Genomic DNA, 15536 nt, shown 5'->3' with positions numbered 1-15536 from the left:
CATAATGAATCGGGTAAATTAAAAGGGCGAACATCAATCAGTAAACTTGGGCCAGCCAGAATTCGATGCAAACTTTATATGGCGGCCATTGTTGCAGGGCAATGGAATAAAACAATAAAACGACATAAGTTAACGTTAATAAATAATGGTAAAACACCGATGCAAGCTGTGTGTGCAAATATGAGAAAGCTCATTCATATATGTTTTGGTGTAATAAAAAACAAAGAAGCGTTTAAGCTCCAAGAAAGTTAAATACGACCTTGAAGCTTAAAATGAGAGATGGTATCTACAAGTGAATAAACCACGGTGCTAGACTTTACCAGTAGGCGCCCAGCTTGCTCGCGCGAGAAGCGAAGCTTCTAATTGCTAAAGCGCATTTAAGGATGGCACAAAGGTAATAAGTAATACGGGGTGAAAAAGCAGTTAATTATTTAGTTACTAAAACAGCGCCTTACTTTGTAAGGCGCTACAGTAAATTTACTCTTTGGTTTGCATATTTTTAGCACGCTCTTCTGCGTCTATCAATGCTTGCGATTTAGGGGCGCGTTTTTTCTCTTCTATTTTTGGCTTTTCAGTCGAGTCAGGATCCCAACTTGAATCTAGCGATAAGTTAGCAAATGGGTTGCTACTGTCTGCTTTTTTAGGCTCATTTTGTGGCTCATCAATTTGCTTTGCTGTTTGTGCTTGCTCCGGTATCGCGTCTTCTTTTTTAGGCATTGGCTTTTCACCGGGTAATGGTGCGTTTGGATTAAATGTACGCACTTCTGGTTCTTTAAAGTCTTGCTCAGTTGTATACAAAGACGATTGAGCGTCAGATATTTGCTCTGGCGTATGTAAGTCTACAACCGGTTCACTCGCTGTTACTGGCTCAGGAGTGCTAATAACTGGCTCTACAGTGTTATGTTCGGCCTCTATTGGCTCATGCTCCGTTATTTGGGCTGCATGGTGTTTACGTTGTTTTTTTACTGGCTTTGCATCTGGGTCAAAGTCGCGTACCTCTGGCTCATTAAAACTGCTGGCATTTTTAATACGCTCTAAGGTTGTTTTAGCGGCGGCTTCAAACTCGGCAGTGTTAGGCTCAGGTTTTTGTTTTACTTTGTTAAATGTAGCGGAGCTTGCTTGCTCTGAGATATCAGTTGGGTTAAGAGGTGTTGAGTCAAGCTGTGTAGTCTCACTTTCGCTTGTTTGCGCTTGAGTCGTTACGTTGTGTGGCTCATTTATACTTGGTGTAGCTGTACTTTCAACATCAGCATCAACATCAACATTTTGCGCCATATCCGTAGGCTCTGACTCTTTGTTTGCTGCTATGTTGCTCTCAACTATCTTATCTACTTGGGTTACTTTACTAATTTCAGCAGGCTCAGCATCAACCTCTTCTGTTGTTTTTACAGGTATAGTTGTTTTAATTTCCGCTTTAGCTGGCGTAGTGATTTTTTCTGATTTAACTTCAGGTTGAGCCACGATAACGGGGGCTGCCGTTGCTTTACTTTGCTTTGCTCGGCGCAAGCGCACTACAACCATAGCGCCAATAAGTACCACTATAACAAGTATTAAAGTAGGTAAAAGTAACGAACTAGGGCTTTGCGATACAGGCTGCGGTGCAGTAACGGGTGCTGGTTTAGTTACCACAGGTGCTGGTTTTACAGGCGTAGCCTTTATAGGCTCAGGTGTAGCACTTTGCTCTGGTGTCGCCGGTTTTATTTGTTCTATTACATCTTCATTTTTTTGCTCTGTTATTACTTGCTCGGTTGCTACCTTTGTTGGCTCAGCATCAATTACTATTTTGTTGCTGTTGGTATTTAGCTGATCGTTTATTTGTTGTTTTTGATCATTAGTTAAATTAAGCGTTTGCTCGTTGATGCTATTTTTAACAGCTTCTTCAGTAGGTTCAATAACGGGGGCAGGTTCAACAATTTTAGGTTGTGGCTGAATAACAATAGTGGGCTCAGGCTCTATTACTTGTGGTTTAGGTTGGGCTTGAATCTCTTTTGGTTTATTACAGTTATTTTTGTAATCACGCGCTGCTTTACGATATTTTTGACTCGCTTTATTATTACTATTTTGCTGCATTTCTTGTTTGATTAAAATGCACATAGCTTCGTTGTAGGCGGCGCTTTGCGCACTGTAAAATAAGGTAAAGCAAAGAGTAAATTGTATTAATTTTGATATCATAAAGTTATGTGCGCTTAAATATTAATAGTTTGATTTTAAGCGCAAAATTGAAAATTATCTAGGGTAAGTTAACTTAAGTTCCGCTAATCGATGACCATTAAGCTTCGATATTCATCGTAAGCAAATTGGTCGGTCATACCGCTTATATAATCTTGAATTAATCTACAGCGATAATAAAACTCATATGCTGCAAAGTGGTCAGGCTCTTCTTGCATCGCATCTATTGCGTGTTGGTAACTATTTAAGTGCTTTTTAGAGAGCTTTTTAACGAGTCGCGACTCTATTAATAAACGTGAATCGCCGTTTAGAGCACGCCTAAAGTCATCGCTGTTTAATTGCAGTAGCGGCTTGTAGCAATCAAGTAAGCCGTTAATTATTCGATAGCCTTGTAGCTCTAGTTTTTCGACTTCTTTATTTGAAAAAACATGCTCAAGCGCCACCTGTTTTAGCGTTTTGGTTACAGCGTGTAAGTGGCTTCTGTCTTCTAAAAGTGCGTGGTTAAAATCGCCATGATAAATAGGCTCTATATTTTCGATAAAGCGCTTAGCAGCATGATTAACCAATGGGTGTAAAAGTGCTACGCGTAGGTATATAAAAAACTCGCTGTTAAAATTATATGGCTGTGCTTTGGCGCGATCGAGTGCGTAATCTACGGCTTTATCTACAAAGTTTAGATGTTCTGTATCGTCTATTGTTAGGTTTACTAATGCTTTTTTATAATGGCTTTTAAGAGCTTGGCATAATTGCTCGGTGCTTATTATGTCTTTTTCAACGGCGTCTTCTATGTCGGCTAAGCAGTACGAAATGTCGTCGGCGGCTTCCATTATATAACTTGCCGGATGGCGGCAGTAAGGCTCTATAGTTAGCTCATTTTGGAGTGCTTCAACAAAGGCTTTTTCGCTGTAGTAGTAACCTACTTTTTTCATTAAGTAATTTTTATTTTGCGGAATATCTTTTGTATCAAGCCCTGCTGGGCGGGTGTATTTTAAAATACCGGCACTTTGGCTATACGTTAAATTAAGCGTTTGCAAAGAATGAATTATACGTATGCCTTGAGCGTTGCCCTCAAAGTTACAAATATCAAGCGCGAGGTGTTTAAAAATAACGCCAATGCCGGTATTTGGCTCTTTACAGCGCTCGGGTGTAACGCTTGCTAGGTTGTTATTAAACCAGTGGTTTATTGCTGCTTCGCCAAAATGTCCAAACGGTGGGTTGCCTATGTCGTGCATTAGGCAGGCCATTTCTACCAGGCTTTCTAGCGGGCGTTCTAGGTCGGTTAAGCCGTAACTTTTTTGTTGTTGATAATTTAAGTTGGCAAAAATACGTTGCACTATAAATCGGCCAACTTGTTGTACTTCAAGCGAATGAGTTAAGCGCGAACGAACAGCTGCGTTGCGTTCAAGCGGAAACACTTGAGTTTTTTGCTGTAGGCGGCGAATAGCGGCACTATTTATTATTCGACCACGGTCGCTTTCTAGCGCCATTTGTAAGTTAGAGGTGGTGCGATACATACGTGCTGGCGTTATTTTTTTACTAAAATCTATGGTCATCTTTGCTTTTATCCTTGTTTACATTGATGACTGGCATAATTTTTAGCACATCGTCATTTGTTTTTGTAACCGGCTGTCATTCGTCTTTAATATACAGGGTTTAATCTATCAGTTTGTATCATAAAGTAACAACTTGCTTTAAAATAATTTTTTGAGTAATTGTTGTGTATTTATAGGTGTTTATAATGAAGCAGTGGATTTTAAAGGCAGTATCAATTTGCCTATTATTAGGGATGAACAGTGCGTTTGCCGCAAAAGAGCAAACTGTGGTGCTTGTATCGATTGATGGCCTACGTTGGGATTATATTGAAAAACACGGCGCGCCAAATTTAAAAGCAATGGCGGAGCGCGGCGTTCGCGCACAAAAGCTAATACCCGTTTATCCTACTAAAACGTTTCCAAATCATATTTCTATTATTACAGGCTTATTGCCGGTAAATCATGGCATTGTAGATAATAACTTTTGTGATAAAGCGCGTAAAAACGACTGTTACAGCATGGGCAAAGCATTGGGCGATAGCACATGGGTAAAGGGTATTCCGCTTTGGAATTTAGCAAAAATGCAGGGGCTTAAATCAGCTACTTATTTTTGGCCTGAGTCAGATGCATTATTTAACGGCATGACACCAGATTATTTTTATCATTATTCTAAATACAGCGATTACCAAAGCCGTGTTGATCAAATTATTCAGTGGTTAAGTTTACCAAAAGCACAGCGTCCACGTTTTATTGCGAGTTACTTTTCGTTAGTTGATAGCATGGGCCATGAGTTTGGACCAGACGCACCGCAAACGCGTGATGCTGTTAAACAGCTTGATGAATTAATGGGGCAATTACAAGCTCGCTTAAGTAAATTAGAGCAAGAAGTAAACTTAGTTATTGTGTCGGATCATGGTATGGCGAGTATAGATCCAGATAAAAGTATTGATACAACTACACTGCCTCAAGACGAAAACTTTTTAGTTAAAAATACAGGCCCACGTTTACTTATTTATACTCAACCTGATGCTAAAAACGCTGATATTGAAGGTTACAAAGCACGTTTACGAGATGCGTCAAACGGTCGTTATACAGTATTAACTGACGAGCAATTAGCAGCGTACTATTACAATAAAGGCACGCGTGTAGGCGATATTGTGGTGCAAACTACAGCGCCAGCGGTATTTACTAATGGTAAAAAGCCAACCTATTTAGGGACTCACGGTTACGCATATACCGAGGATATGGCAGCATCATTTATTGCTGTAGGCCCTGCATTTAAACAAGGTGTAAGCCTTAAAGAAGTAAATAACCTTGATATTTACCCAGTACTTGCAAAAGTGATGGGATTAAAATTATTAAACAAAGTAGATGGCGATGGTAAAACATTAATGCCAGCAATTAAGCAAAAAATCGTTGTGCATTAGCTTAATCTAAAAGAGCGCGTAAGCGCTCTGCAGGGAAGAACATGTTAAAACTTTAAAGTGAGCTATTTAGCTCACTTTCTATTGGCTACTTATTTAAAGTTAGCAATACTTGTTTTTGTAGCAGTAACAGTGCGAATTGCATACGCTTGGTTTGTAATACCAAATGCAGTTCCGTTTACGCTCCAATTAGGATTAGAGAAGTAATCGTACTGAGTTGCGCTACCGTAAACGTGCGGGTAAGCCATAATACTTGCAAACTCATTTTGTACACCATGGCCCATACCATCTACATATACACCGCCAGACGTATCACCTTGTTTGCGTGAATGCGCCAAACCTTGATTATGGCCAAGTTCGTGTACGAAGGTAGTTGCACCACAATCAATAGCAGTAATTGAGTACATACGACTGCTCATTGAGCTGTATAGGTTGCCATTAGCACCTTGACCAACCCATGCTAAACCACATGAAATAAGCCCATTACCAGCACTTTGACCAGTGCCTAATACGGCAACCATGTCGGCTTTCCAATCGCTGCGCAAACCATCTACGTAGCTACTATTTGTAATTGAATCTAACCAATCTTCAGACGGCGTTACTGCGTAGTCACCTAGGTTTTGCTTACCAGCTAAGCGGAGTGTTATATCAACGCCATTTTGGCTGTATACCTGGTTGCTAAAGGCAATTAGTTGATTGATTTTAGTATCAATATTGCTAGTTGCAGCCGCTGATTGATCGGTATATAAAATACCAATATCGATGGTTTCTGCTTGAGCAATACTTGCTGCACATAATGCCGCAGCCAGTGCGGTTGTAGTAATTACTTTTTTCATTGTTGTATTTCCTTACTCTTGTTGTGGTTGGAACTTGTTTTTAATTTGGTTGATTGTCTGAAAAGCAGACACACTAACGCTGCCCTATAGTGCGGCTTTGGTTGTTTTTTATATTTTTTGGTTAGCTACTAATTTTTGGTTAGTCATCAATTTTTGGTGCAAATATATCGATGCTTTTATCTGATTTTGGTTTTGGGGCTGTTACTTCATGCTCTATATGGCTTTTGTATAAATCGCGTTTTGCCGCAATCCATCCGTACTTACCTTTACTTTCGAATACATAGTTGCCAGAGGGGGCAGTAAATTGACCATATATGGCATCATTACCTACCGTTAAAACAGTATTGTGCATGCGTCCATCAACACCCACTATTTTGCCAAACACGCTTTTATCACCGTTTTCAGACTCAACCACATTGGTTACTTCGGCGGTAAATGTTTCGGCTGTTTGCGGAATAGCTAAATCAAAGTTTTCGCCAGTCTCTAACGCCTGCAAAGAGTCTAAATCAAATTCAACATAGGCTTCGTTATGTAAATCGGTAGGTAAAACCTTGGCGGTTATAAGCACTTTCTTTGCTTTGTCGGATAGGCGATTTATGGCATCAAACTCTTCAAATGGAACGCTGTTGTCAGGTGTTACAACCGGCTTAACGGTAATAGGATCTTTACTCATATCAATAGGTGCTGGGGCGTGTGTATTGCGCGTTTTTTGTAAATCAATAGGAACAAAATCAATTGCAACGGGCGCTATAGGCTCTACCGCTTTATCTGTATCAAAAAATAGCCCATAAACGGCAAATGCCGATAATGGAATAGCAATTAATAAGATGACAGATCTCTTCATTTGTTTCTCTTTTAGTGTTTTTGGTTAACTGTTTGTTACTTTTTATATTATTAATTAGATTAGATCAAGATAATAAATGTAACCGAAAAGAATTAATTCTCTATTTTACAATCCCCTATAAAATATAAGGATATTTATTTTTGGTGTGTTTTTTGTTCTTTTTGGTATTGGTTTTTTGTAGAGGCTATGCGGGCTTTGGCTGTTTTATGGGTACTTATTTGTTTCGTTAAATACAATGATTAAAAGTGTCTTTTTGGTCCTAATTACAATGAAAAATAAAAGGTGAATTTTTTTCACTCTTTGTAAACTAATCGCTAATTGCAAAGCCATTATCGGGCACGTATGTTGTGTACTGCATAAATGGAATTAAGAGGGATATATGAAAGTGTCTGATCAGTTGCTCAACCGAATTACAGCAGGACTTGTGGCTGTCATTATTGGTTTTTCGAGTTCTATTGCACTGATTTATCAAGTAGTGATAACTCTTGGCGGTACGCCAGATTTAGTGGCTAGCTGGATTTTAATGCTCGGTTTAGTGATGGGCATAACGTCAATTGGCTTATCGTACTATTACAAAGTACCTGTTTTAATTGCGTGGTCTACCACCGGAGCCGCATTACTTATTTCAAGTGCGCAGGGCTATAACTTAAATGAGGCCATTGGCGCATTTATGCTTAGTGCATTGCTGGTGTTTTTATCGGGGGTTACGGGCTGGTTTGAAAAAATAATGAACCGTATCCCAAGTGAACTGGCGTGTGCCATGTTGGCAGGTGTACTTGTTACCTTTGGCATAGACGTGTTTAATTTTATGAACGACATGCCGTTAGTGATTGGCTTAATGGTTGTTATGTACTTTATTGGTAAACGTTTTTTTGCTCGTTTTGCAATGTTAAGTGTACTTATTATAGGTGTACTACTTGCTTGGCAAATGGGCCATATTGATACCAACGCACTGCACTGGAAAATGAGCGAATTTGCTTATATCGAACCCGTATTCCACTTGCAGGCATGCATTAGCATTGGCTTACCTCTTTATATAGTTACCATGACTTCGCAAAATTTACCGGGCATTGCTGTTTTAAAAGCGCATAAATATAAAGCGCCTATATCGGCTACCTTAAACGTGACTGGTTTTGTGAATATATTCACAGCGCCATTTGGAGCCTACTCTATTAATTTAGCTGCTATTACTGCTGCTATTTGTATGAGTGATGAGGCTGATAAAAATCCTGACAAACGTTATTGGGCAAGCATTGCCGGTGGTGTGTTTTATATTTTAATGGCGCTGTGCGCGGCTACATTAGTCGGGTTGGTAGCAAGTTTACCGCAGGCACTTATTTTAGCTTTGGCGGGCATTGCGCTATTTGGCACTATTGCTAATAGTTTACAGCAAGCCCTTGGTAGTAATGAATATACCGAGGCTGCCATAGTCACGTTTTTAGTAACTGCGTCTGACTTAACCATGCTCTCAGTAGGGTCTGCTTTTTGGGGGATTATAGCAGGTGTATTTACGGTAATGATCACCCGAAAAGACTAAGGTGACTATTGCTTTAAAAATAAGGTTTAAAAAATAAAATTAAAGGCTGCAATTGCAGCCTTTAGTTTTATAAAACAAGATTCATTTAATCAAAAGTATGGTGGCGAGTAACGCTAAAACGATTAAGTATATGATGCATAACATACACGGCGCACAGGCTTAATATTATAGCAACAGATACCGAACTAAACCGATACATTGCACTATAAGTTAAGTCTTGGCCTGGCGCTAGTGAGTTCCCAAATAAAATACCAAACGTAGTCAACACACCAAAACCAATGCCCGGTATGCCTCCACCTAAAATATGAAAACGCGCAAAAAGAAACGAAAGTATCCATAAAATAGCCATCGGAAAAAGTAAAAAGTCTGAGTGGCTATACAAAAATAATTGCGATAGCAACGCTGCATTACAGCCAATAAGCGTGCCTATTGCTCGTTGCCAAGCAGCCATACCTGCGGCTTTCCAACACAGTGAAAATAAAATAAGTACAGAGGCTGCTTGCGCCGATATTGAGTCTTGTAAATTAAGTATCTGAAAAACCACAAAGGAGAGCGTAGCCACGGTTGAGCATAACAATACTTCATGGCGAATACTTTCTTTTGCTTTTTCGGGCATAGCTCGCCCTGGACGTGCGGTTACATCAGGAAATAAGCCATGCATTAATGCTGCAATAATAACGGTTAAAAAAATAGCCAAACCGTTAGTTAAAATTAACGGATAAATACTACTTCCTTGATCCACATAGCTCGAAAAGTGCAGTTGAATAGAAAGACTAACTACACCTAAAGCACCAAATAAAAAGGCACTACCGCTACTCATTTGATGAAATAAAATACAAAAAACACCAAACACTAACAGTGTCATAACGACTGGCAAATGGGAGAATAACCCCTGTATTATTAAAACTACAAAAGCACTAAATGCCGCTGATGCTATAAATTGATTTATAACCCCTCGGCTTAACGTAGGTACCATACCTAATAGCAGCATAGGATAAACGGTAAAAAATATACCATTTGGCCAGTTCATTAATTTACTAATAGTAAAGCCAAGGGTGCACCCACCTGCAATGCGCAATGCTTGGCGAAGGCCATTAGAGTCTAATTGTGGGCCTTGGCTAACAATTTGAGTCATAAAGCTTCCCTAATAAATGTAGTGTAACCAGCTAATAAACCTAATTTGTGCAGAGCCAAACCATTGCCCAATAGTCGATTCTGGCAATAATTGTACTGTTGCACGAGAACCACTTGGCATGTTTGCTATTAAGTCTTGATGATTTACGAGTTTTAAATGAATACGTTGGCGCTGTGCATCGCGTACCCAACGATTGCTGGTCTCAGTGGTACTTAGTAAACCATTTGCACTAAGTTGACCGTTGCTAACACCTGCTTCGAATGTTTTAAGTATTGCGTCGTAAACTTCACCTGGGTGGCTATCAAAGACTACGCGTGCTTGAGTCCCTTGTTTCATATTTGAGAGTGACTTTTCTCTAAAGTCGGCAACTAAATCGGCTTTTTTAGCGACAATAGCTAATAATGGGCTACCTGCAACAGCATACGCGCCATCTAATAATTGTAAGTTAGCAACTACGCCGTCACTTAGTGCACGCACTTGGGTGTAGGATAAATTTAACTCAGCCTGCGCTAACTGGTTAGCTGCATGACGCATGGCAAGGTTTTGAGAACCGCTTTCGCCGCGAGCAAGAATAGCCTCAGCTAATTGCGCCTCAAGCGATGCAACATTTGCTTTACTGGCCTCAAAGTTTGCACGAATGCTTTCAAGTTCTTGTTCCGATATAGACTTTTGCTTGTAAAGCTTTTCGCCTCTGCTTTTTAATAGTTTTTGCTCGTATTGTTTAGCGTTTGCAGCACTTATTTGTGCCTCAAGCGCTTTAACATTGGTATCAAGACGCTTATTTTGTAATTTAGCATCATCAAGCGCTAGTTGAGCTTGCTCTTTGGCTAAATTATATGGGCCTTCATCGATACTAAATAGTATATCGCCTGCTTTAACAGATTGGTTATTATTAACTTGCACACTAGTGACTCGGCCACTAATTTGCGGTGATATTTGCACAACAGGGTGGTATACACGTGCCTGTGGTGTCACAGGCAAAACCATATCGGCCACTAAATAGTAAATAAATACTAAGATAAACCCTATGAGAGAAAACCTTACATAGCGTGCAAACTTTTGATCCGGTGTCATTTTTAGCCTTACTTATTAACTTGAATACATTTAAGGGCGTTTTGCTCTATTTTGATCAAACCAAATGCAATGGCATCTAGCTGCTCAACAGATAAACCGCTGTATAATTGATTTTTTATATCGGAAATAGTCTCTTGCAATGAATGTAAAATGGCATCACTTTGCTCAGTAAAATAGAGTCTTTTACTACGCTTATCATGTTTGTCTATACGGCGAACGATTAACGATTGCTCCTCTAATTGCTTAAGCGTACGAGTAAGTGAAGGCATTTCTATCCCTAAGCTATTAGCAAGTTCAAGTTGTGTTAGCCCTTCACCACGCATATTTATATGCACTAGTGCAGTCCAGCGCGATTGAGTAAGCCCCAAAGGCTCAACGGCAATGGTTACCGCCTCGCGACATAAGCGATGAACTCGGCCCATATTACCGATAACTGTTAAATCGAGCATCTCGTGAAAAGGTTTTTGTGTAGGCATTAGCCATCTCAACATAGTTAGCAAGCTAACTATTTTATCATTACTTAGCTCGCTAAGTAAATGTATGCTGATGGGGGTTAACTGATTTTCTGCTAAACCACACCTGTAAAAGTGGTGAGGTTTAGCGAGGTTTTAAAAGTTAAGTAAATTAGCGGGGGAGTATTGATCGGTAAGTACTTTTGTATCTGCAGGCCAATCTTGGTCGTCTTTAGTAAATTGCATAAATTGGCTAATCGCTTTTATATCTATACCGTATTTTACTAATTTAGGGGCGAGATCATTTACACGCGTGTTAATTTGCGCTTCGCTCGGTATTGATTTAAGTCCCGCTAAAATAATACGATTACTTCGATTAGCACGGCTTACGTTAATAAAATCGCCAAACACGGCGTGGTACGTTGCCGACTCATGCTCGTATAACTTACTACTTGAAAAAGTATTTGCTGCAATTACGCCGCCATCGGCTAATACGCTTTGCACTTCCTCAAAAAACTCTTTGGTAAGTAAGTGCTCTGGAATGTAGTCGCCGTTAAATGCATCTAAAATAATCCAATCGTACTTTTGTTTTTTAATAGCGGCGCGTTTTATAAAAATACGGCCATCTTGTACGCTTGATGTTACTAAATCGTTTTCTATAAAGTTAAAGTAATCGCGTGCCACTTTAGTTACTGCGGGATCTATTTCAACATTATGAATTTTTGCAGTGGGGTATAACTCATGAATAACGTTAGAAAGCGTGCCGCCACCTAACCCTATAATAAGTACATTTTTAGGGTTGTCGGCTACTAAAAGGCTAGCAAACGTCAATTTTGTGTAATTAAAAACGAGCTTGTCGGGAGCGTTTTTATACATACAGCTTTGGCTTGTTTGGCTACTTTTAGTATTAAATTTAAGGCAGCGTAAGTCGCGAGTCTCTTCAACAATAATATTGCGATAAAGCGAGCGTTCTTCATGAATAACCTCGCTCATTACTGCGCCCGAAAAGACGCTTGCAGCTAACAATAAATATTTAAGCATGGGCAAGCTCCTTATTATTAACCAAGGTATTAATAGCTATAGCGACTAAGCCGAGTGAGCCAAGCGTTAAAGCAAAGGCGCTAATAATTGTGTTTACGTCAAACGCGAGTACAAAGTAAAAAGAGGTAATAATGGTGCCTAAAGCGCTACCGAGCGTACTTACAAAGTATAAACGCCCTGCTACTTGCCCGCTTTTGTCGCTATCGGTTACCAGTAAACGTACAGAGTAAGGCGAAATCATGCCTAAAATAACGGTAGGTATAAAAAATAGTGCGGTTGACGCTAACAGTGAGCCGTAGCGGCTATCTTCAATATGGGTAAAAATAAACTCCATTATTGGCTGCGAAAACAATGTAATAGGCACCACCATAATACTAGCGACTAAAAATATTAGCCCATATTTAGTAAGCGATGCATTTTTAGTGCTGAGTTTACCGCCAAGCAAATACCCAAAAGATAAACTAAGCATAAACACAGTGATTATACTGCCCCAAATATGTACGCTACTACCAAAAAAGGGAGCGAGAATTCGGCCTCCTAAAAGCTCAATACCCATAATGCAAAAGCCGCTGCAAAAAGCTAAAAAGTAAATCAACGCGTTTGTTTTTAAAGTCATGTAATTATCGTTATGTAACTTAAGTAGAACACTATACTAACGTGATGCATACAAAGCTGCTAGGGCCTGTTGACCTTTCAGGATTAAAATTTGTTCAATCTAGGGGCGATTAAATCGCGGCGCGAGGTTTGTAACCTAGTGGGCTCGGTAACTGCTCCTGCGTTACCCTACTGGCTTACATCCATGTAAGAATAAGTAAAAACCGAGTAACAAAGAGTTAATCGTCCCTAGAAAGAACCCTTTGGGCAGCGCATGTTTGGCATTTATGCTGCGTTATCGCCTATTTATGGGGAATAACCACACTTCGTAGGCTCTGTCTTGCCTAAATACCAAACACACTGCTGCAAATTTAACCTCGAAAGATAAATAGGCCCTAGGGTAATAATTAACCTGAGTTTAATTTTAAAAAAGAAGTTTTGTTATAAAGTAACACATGCTACAATTTTGTTATACTATAACACTTGCTTAGTTAACCAATCATCATGAAGTACTCATTAATTTATTTAGCCTGCCTAGGTATTAGTGCGCCAAGTATTGCGCAAGATCAAAAAGAAGAAATCGAAAAAATATCTGTCACTTATAAACAAGCTTATCGTGGCGATATTCCTCAAAAGCAAATGCCACAATCTATTGTCAGTATAAATAGTGGGGATCTTGATAAAAAAGGGATTACTCAATTACAAGATGCGCTTGATTTTTCAGCGAGTATTTCGCGTAAAAACAACAGTGGTGCACTTTGGGATAGCTTTTCGATTCGTGGCCTTTCGGGTAACGAAAACATGCCATCGGGTTATTTAGTTAATGGTTTTAGTGGTGGTCGTGGTTTTAGCGGCCCACGTGATGTATCAAACATTGAATACATTGAAGTATTAAAAGGCCCTGGCTCGGCACTTTATGGGCGATCTGAGCCCGGTGGCACTGTTAATATTGTTACTAAAAAACCACAATTTGAGCCACAAGGCGAGCTAAAGCTAAGCCTAGGTAGCGACAGCTTTAACCGTGTTGAAGGCGATTACACTCAAGGTATTAATGAGACTACTGCATTTAGAATAAATGGCGCATGGCAAGATAGCGATAGCTACCGCGATGAGGTTTACACCAATAAGAAAGTAATTACGCCATCTATTTATCATCAAATAAACGCATCGACCAGTGTCACTTACGAGTTTGAATACGTAGATTTAGCCCAGTTATTCGACCGTGGCGTTGTAGTACTTGATAACGACTTTGATACAGTGCCAAGTTCGCGCTACTTGGGTAATCCAAACGATGGCGATACGCAGGTTTATTCTCGTGGTCACCAAATAACTTTAAACCACGATATTAATGATGATTGGGCAATAGTAGTAGGTGCAAACTACCGCAGCTCTACATTAACTGGTTTTTCGTCAGATGCTGAACTTGCTCCATCGCGCCAATCGTTATTTGACGATGGCCGTACACTTACCCGCCAACAACGCTATCGCGATTACGAAGTAGAAGACACAAGCATTAAGTTTGAGCTTAGCGGAAGTTTAGATACAGCAGGTATTACGCATCATTTATTGATAGGTGCCGATGCGTATAAATACGATTTACGTACAGCGCTATCACGCTACCGTGGCGGTAACGGCACGTATACGGTTGATATTTTTGAGCCAAATTACGATGGTGAACGCCCAGAAGTAAGCCTACTTTACGAAAATGATGAAGAGCAAAAGGCATACGGTATTTATGTTCAAGACCAAATGGATATTACCGATAAATTTAAGCTATTAGTTGGCCTAAGGTTTGACAGCGTTGACCAAGACATTTTAGAAACTAACAGCGGCGTGTTTTCAACAAGCTCTGAGAGTCAAATAAGCCCACGTGTTGGCGTAGTGTACGAGCTAAATAATACAATAACCTTTTACAGTAGTTACTCCGAAGGCTTTTTACCACTGAGCGGTACTGATGCAAGCGGCGACCCGTTTGGTTTTGAATACAGCGACTCGTTTGAAGTTGGCGCTAAATTTGAATACAAAGGCGTAAACGGTACCGTGGCATTTTTTGATGCTTCTAAAAGTAATATGTTAGTGGCAGATCCAGTTAACGTTGGTTTTTCAGCGCCCATAGGTAAAGCCGATAGCAAAGGTTTTGAGCTTGATTTAAGCACTTACATTACCGATGCAACAGCGTTTAACTTATCGTACGCGTATATAGATGCAACAACCGCAAACGATATTATTAATGCTGATTGGGGCGTGCCAATTGAAAAGGGAAGCCCGCTGGTAAATGTACCAAAAAACAACTTAAACCTTACGCTTAGCCATCAAGCAGCCTTAATGGGTAAAGAGCTTGAGTTTGGTGCAAGTTACCAATATACCAGCAGCCGTTTAGGTGATGCCGCCGATTTAAGTTTTAGGTTGCCAAGCTATCAATTGGTGGGCGTATTCGGACAGTTAAACTTAACTGAAAAAACTGAGCTTAATATCAGTGTTAATAACATTTTTGATGAAGAGTACGCTCAAAGTAGCTATAACGCTTTATGGGTTTATCCTGGCGCACCAACGCAATTTAAAATGTCATTAGCTTATAAGTTTTAACAGCAAGCTAATAAAAAACTAATACCAATTCGCTTAATTAAGTGATCTATTTTGAGGCTGGAAAAACGTGTTGATAGCTAGGCAAAAAATTCGCTATTTAGTTGTTCTCGGCAATTGCTCCTGCATTGCTCTACCTTCTGCATTCATGCAGTCGTAAATGAGAATTTTTTAACGCAGGTAGCGACACGTTTAACCCCGAAAATGATTAAGTATTATTGCGGATTGGTATAAAACTGTTTTCATCCAAAAGCGTCTTAATGTAGTGGTTAAGGCGCTTTTTTCATTTAAATTAAATTTCTTAAGTTTTCTTTA

At 39.7% G+C, this 15536-nt stretch carries 13 protein-coding genes; 4 read left to right on the top strand and 9 right to left on the bottom strand.

Going from position 1 to position 15536, the window contains the following annotated elements; genetic code table 11:
* Positions 1-252, top strand: a 252-nt coding sequence (locus GQR55_RS15845) for a transposase (RefSeq protein WP_166421364.1), incomplete at its 5' end; no start/stop codon positions are given.
* 225 nt (positions 253-477) lie between these two features.
* Here the strand turns inward: GQR55_RS15845 and GQR55_RS15840 are convergent.
* Positions 478-2172: a cell surface protein gene (locus GQR55_RS15840; protein ID WP_166421363.1), complete on the bottom strand. Its 1695-nt coding sequence runs from the start codon at positions 2170-2172 to the stop codon at positions 478-480.
* Positions 2173-2255: 83 nt separating this feature from the next.
* On the bottom strand, positions 2256-3722 hold the full coding sequence (dgt, locus tag GQR55_RS15835) for a dGTPase (protein WP_166421362.1): 1467 nt from the start codon (positions 3720-3722) through the stop codon (positions 2256-2258).
* 185 nt (positions 3723-3907) lie between these two features.
* Between dgt and GQR55_RS15830 the strand changes: the two genes are divergently transcribed.
* Positions 3908-5128: an ectonucleotide pyrophosphatase/phosphodiesterase gene (locus tag GQR55_RS15830; protein WP_166421361.1), complete on the top strand. Its 1221-nt coding sequence runs from the start codon at positions 3908-3910 to the stop codon at positions 5126-5128.
* An 89-nt stretch (positions 5129-5217) separates the two neighbouring features.
* Here GQR55_RS15830 and GQR55_RS15825 read toward each other — a convergent pair whose 3' ends face one another.
* Positions 5218-5961 carry a zinc-dependent metalloprotease family protein gene (locus tag GQR55_RS15825; protein WP_166421360.1) on the bottom strand — a complete coding sequence of 248 codons (744 nt, stop codon included), beginning with the start codon at positions 5959-5961 and terminating at the stop codon, positions 5218-5220.
* Between the two features lie 139 nt (positions 5962-6100).
* A complete protein-coding gene (locus GQR55_RS15820; RefSeq protein ID WP_166421359.1) occupies positions 6101-6805 on the bottom strand; it encodes a hypothetical protein in 705 nt (234 codons plus the stop codon).
* Positions 6806-7184: 379 nt separating this feature from the next.
* Here GQR55_RS15820 and GQR55_RS15815 point away from each other — a divergent pair, with 379 nt between their 5' ends.
* Positions 7185-8342: a benzoate/H(+) symporter BenE family transporter gene (locus tag GQR55_RS15815; RefSeq protein WP_166421358.1), complete on the top strand. Its 1158-nt coding sequence runs from the start codon at positions 7185-7187 to the stop codon at positions 8340-8342.
* An 85-nt stretch (positions 8343-8427) separates the two neighbouring features.
* On the opposite strand, the gene GQR55_RS15810 is transcribed toward GQR55_RS15815, so the two are convergent.
* From GQR55_RS15810 to GQR55_RS15790, 5 genes are all read right to left on the bottom strand, one after another.
* Positions 8428-9477, bottom strand: a complete 1050-nt coding sequence (locus GQR55_RS15810) for a DUF2955 domain-containing protein (protein ID WP_166421357.1) — start codon at positions 9475-9477, stop codon at positions 8428-8430.
* A 9-nt stretch (positions 9478-9486) separates the two neighbouring features.
* Positions 9487-10551, bottom strand: a complete 1065-nt coding sequence (locus GQR55_RS15805) for an HlyD family secretion protein (protein ID WP_166421356.1) — start codon at positions 10549-10551, stop codon at positions 9487-9489.
* 8 nt (positions 10552-10559) lie between these two features.
* Entirely contained in the window at positions 10560-11027 is a 468-nt protein-coding gene (locus GQR55_RS15800) for a MarR family transcriptional regulator (RefSeq protein WP_166421355.1), read from the bottom strand.
* Positions 11028-11159: 132 nt separating this feature from the next.
* Positions 11160-12044 carry a fused MFS/spermidine synthase gene (locus tag GQR55_RS15795; protein ID WP_166421354.1) on the bottom strand — a complete coding sequence of 295 codons (885 nt, stop codon included), beginning with the start codon at positions 12042-12044 and terminating at the stop codon, positions 11160-11162.
* The gene (locus tag GQR55_RS15790; RefSeq protein WP_166421353.1) at positions 12037-12660 is read right to left on the bottom strand and encodes a fused MFS/spermidine synthase; all 624 of its coding nucleotides are present in this window, start codon (positions 12658-12660) and stop codon (positions 12037-12039) included. Before GQR55_RS15790 ends, GQR55_RS15795 begins: the two co-directional genes overlap by 8 nt.
* Positions 12661-13142: 482 nt before the next feature.
* Here GQR55_RS15790 and GQR55_RS15785 point away from each other — a divergent pair, with 482 nt between their 5' ends.
* The gene (locus GQR55_RS15785) at positions 13143-15224 is read left to right on the top strand and encodes a TonB-dependent siderophore receptor (protein WP_166421352.1); all 2082 of its coding nucleotides are present in this window, start codon (positions 13143-13145) and stop codon (positions 15222-15224) included.
* Positions 15225-15536: the final 312 nt, after the last annotated feature.

Source organism: Pseudoalteromonas sp. Z1A8 (genome assembly GCF_011378855.1).
Taxonomy (GTDB): domain Bacteria; phylum Pseudomonadota; class Gammaproteobacteria; order Enterobacterales; family Alteromonadaceae; genus Pseudoalteromonas.
This window is presented reverse-complemented; position numbering and strand designations above follow the sequence as displayed.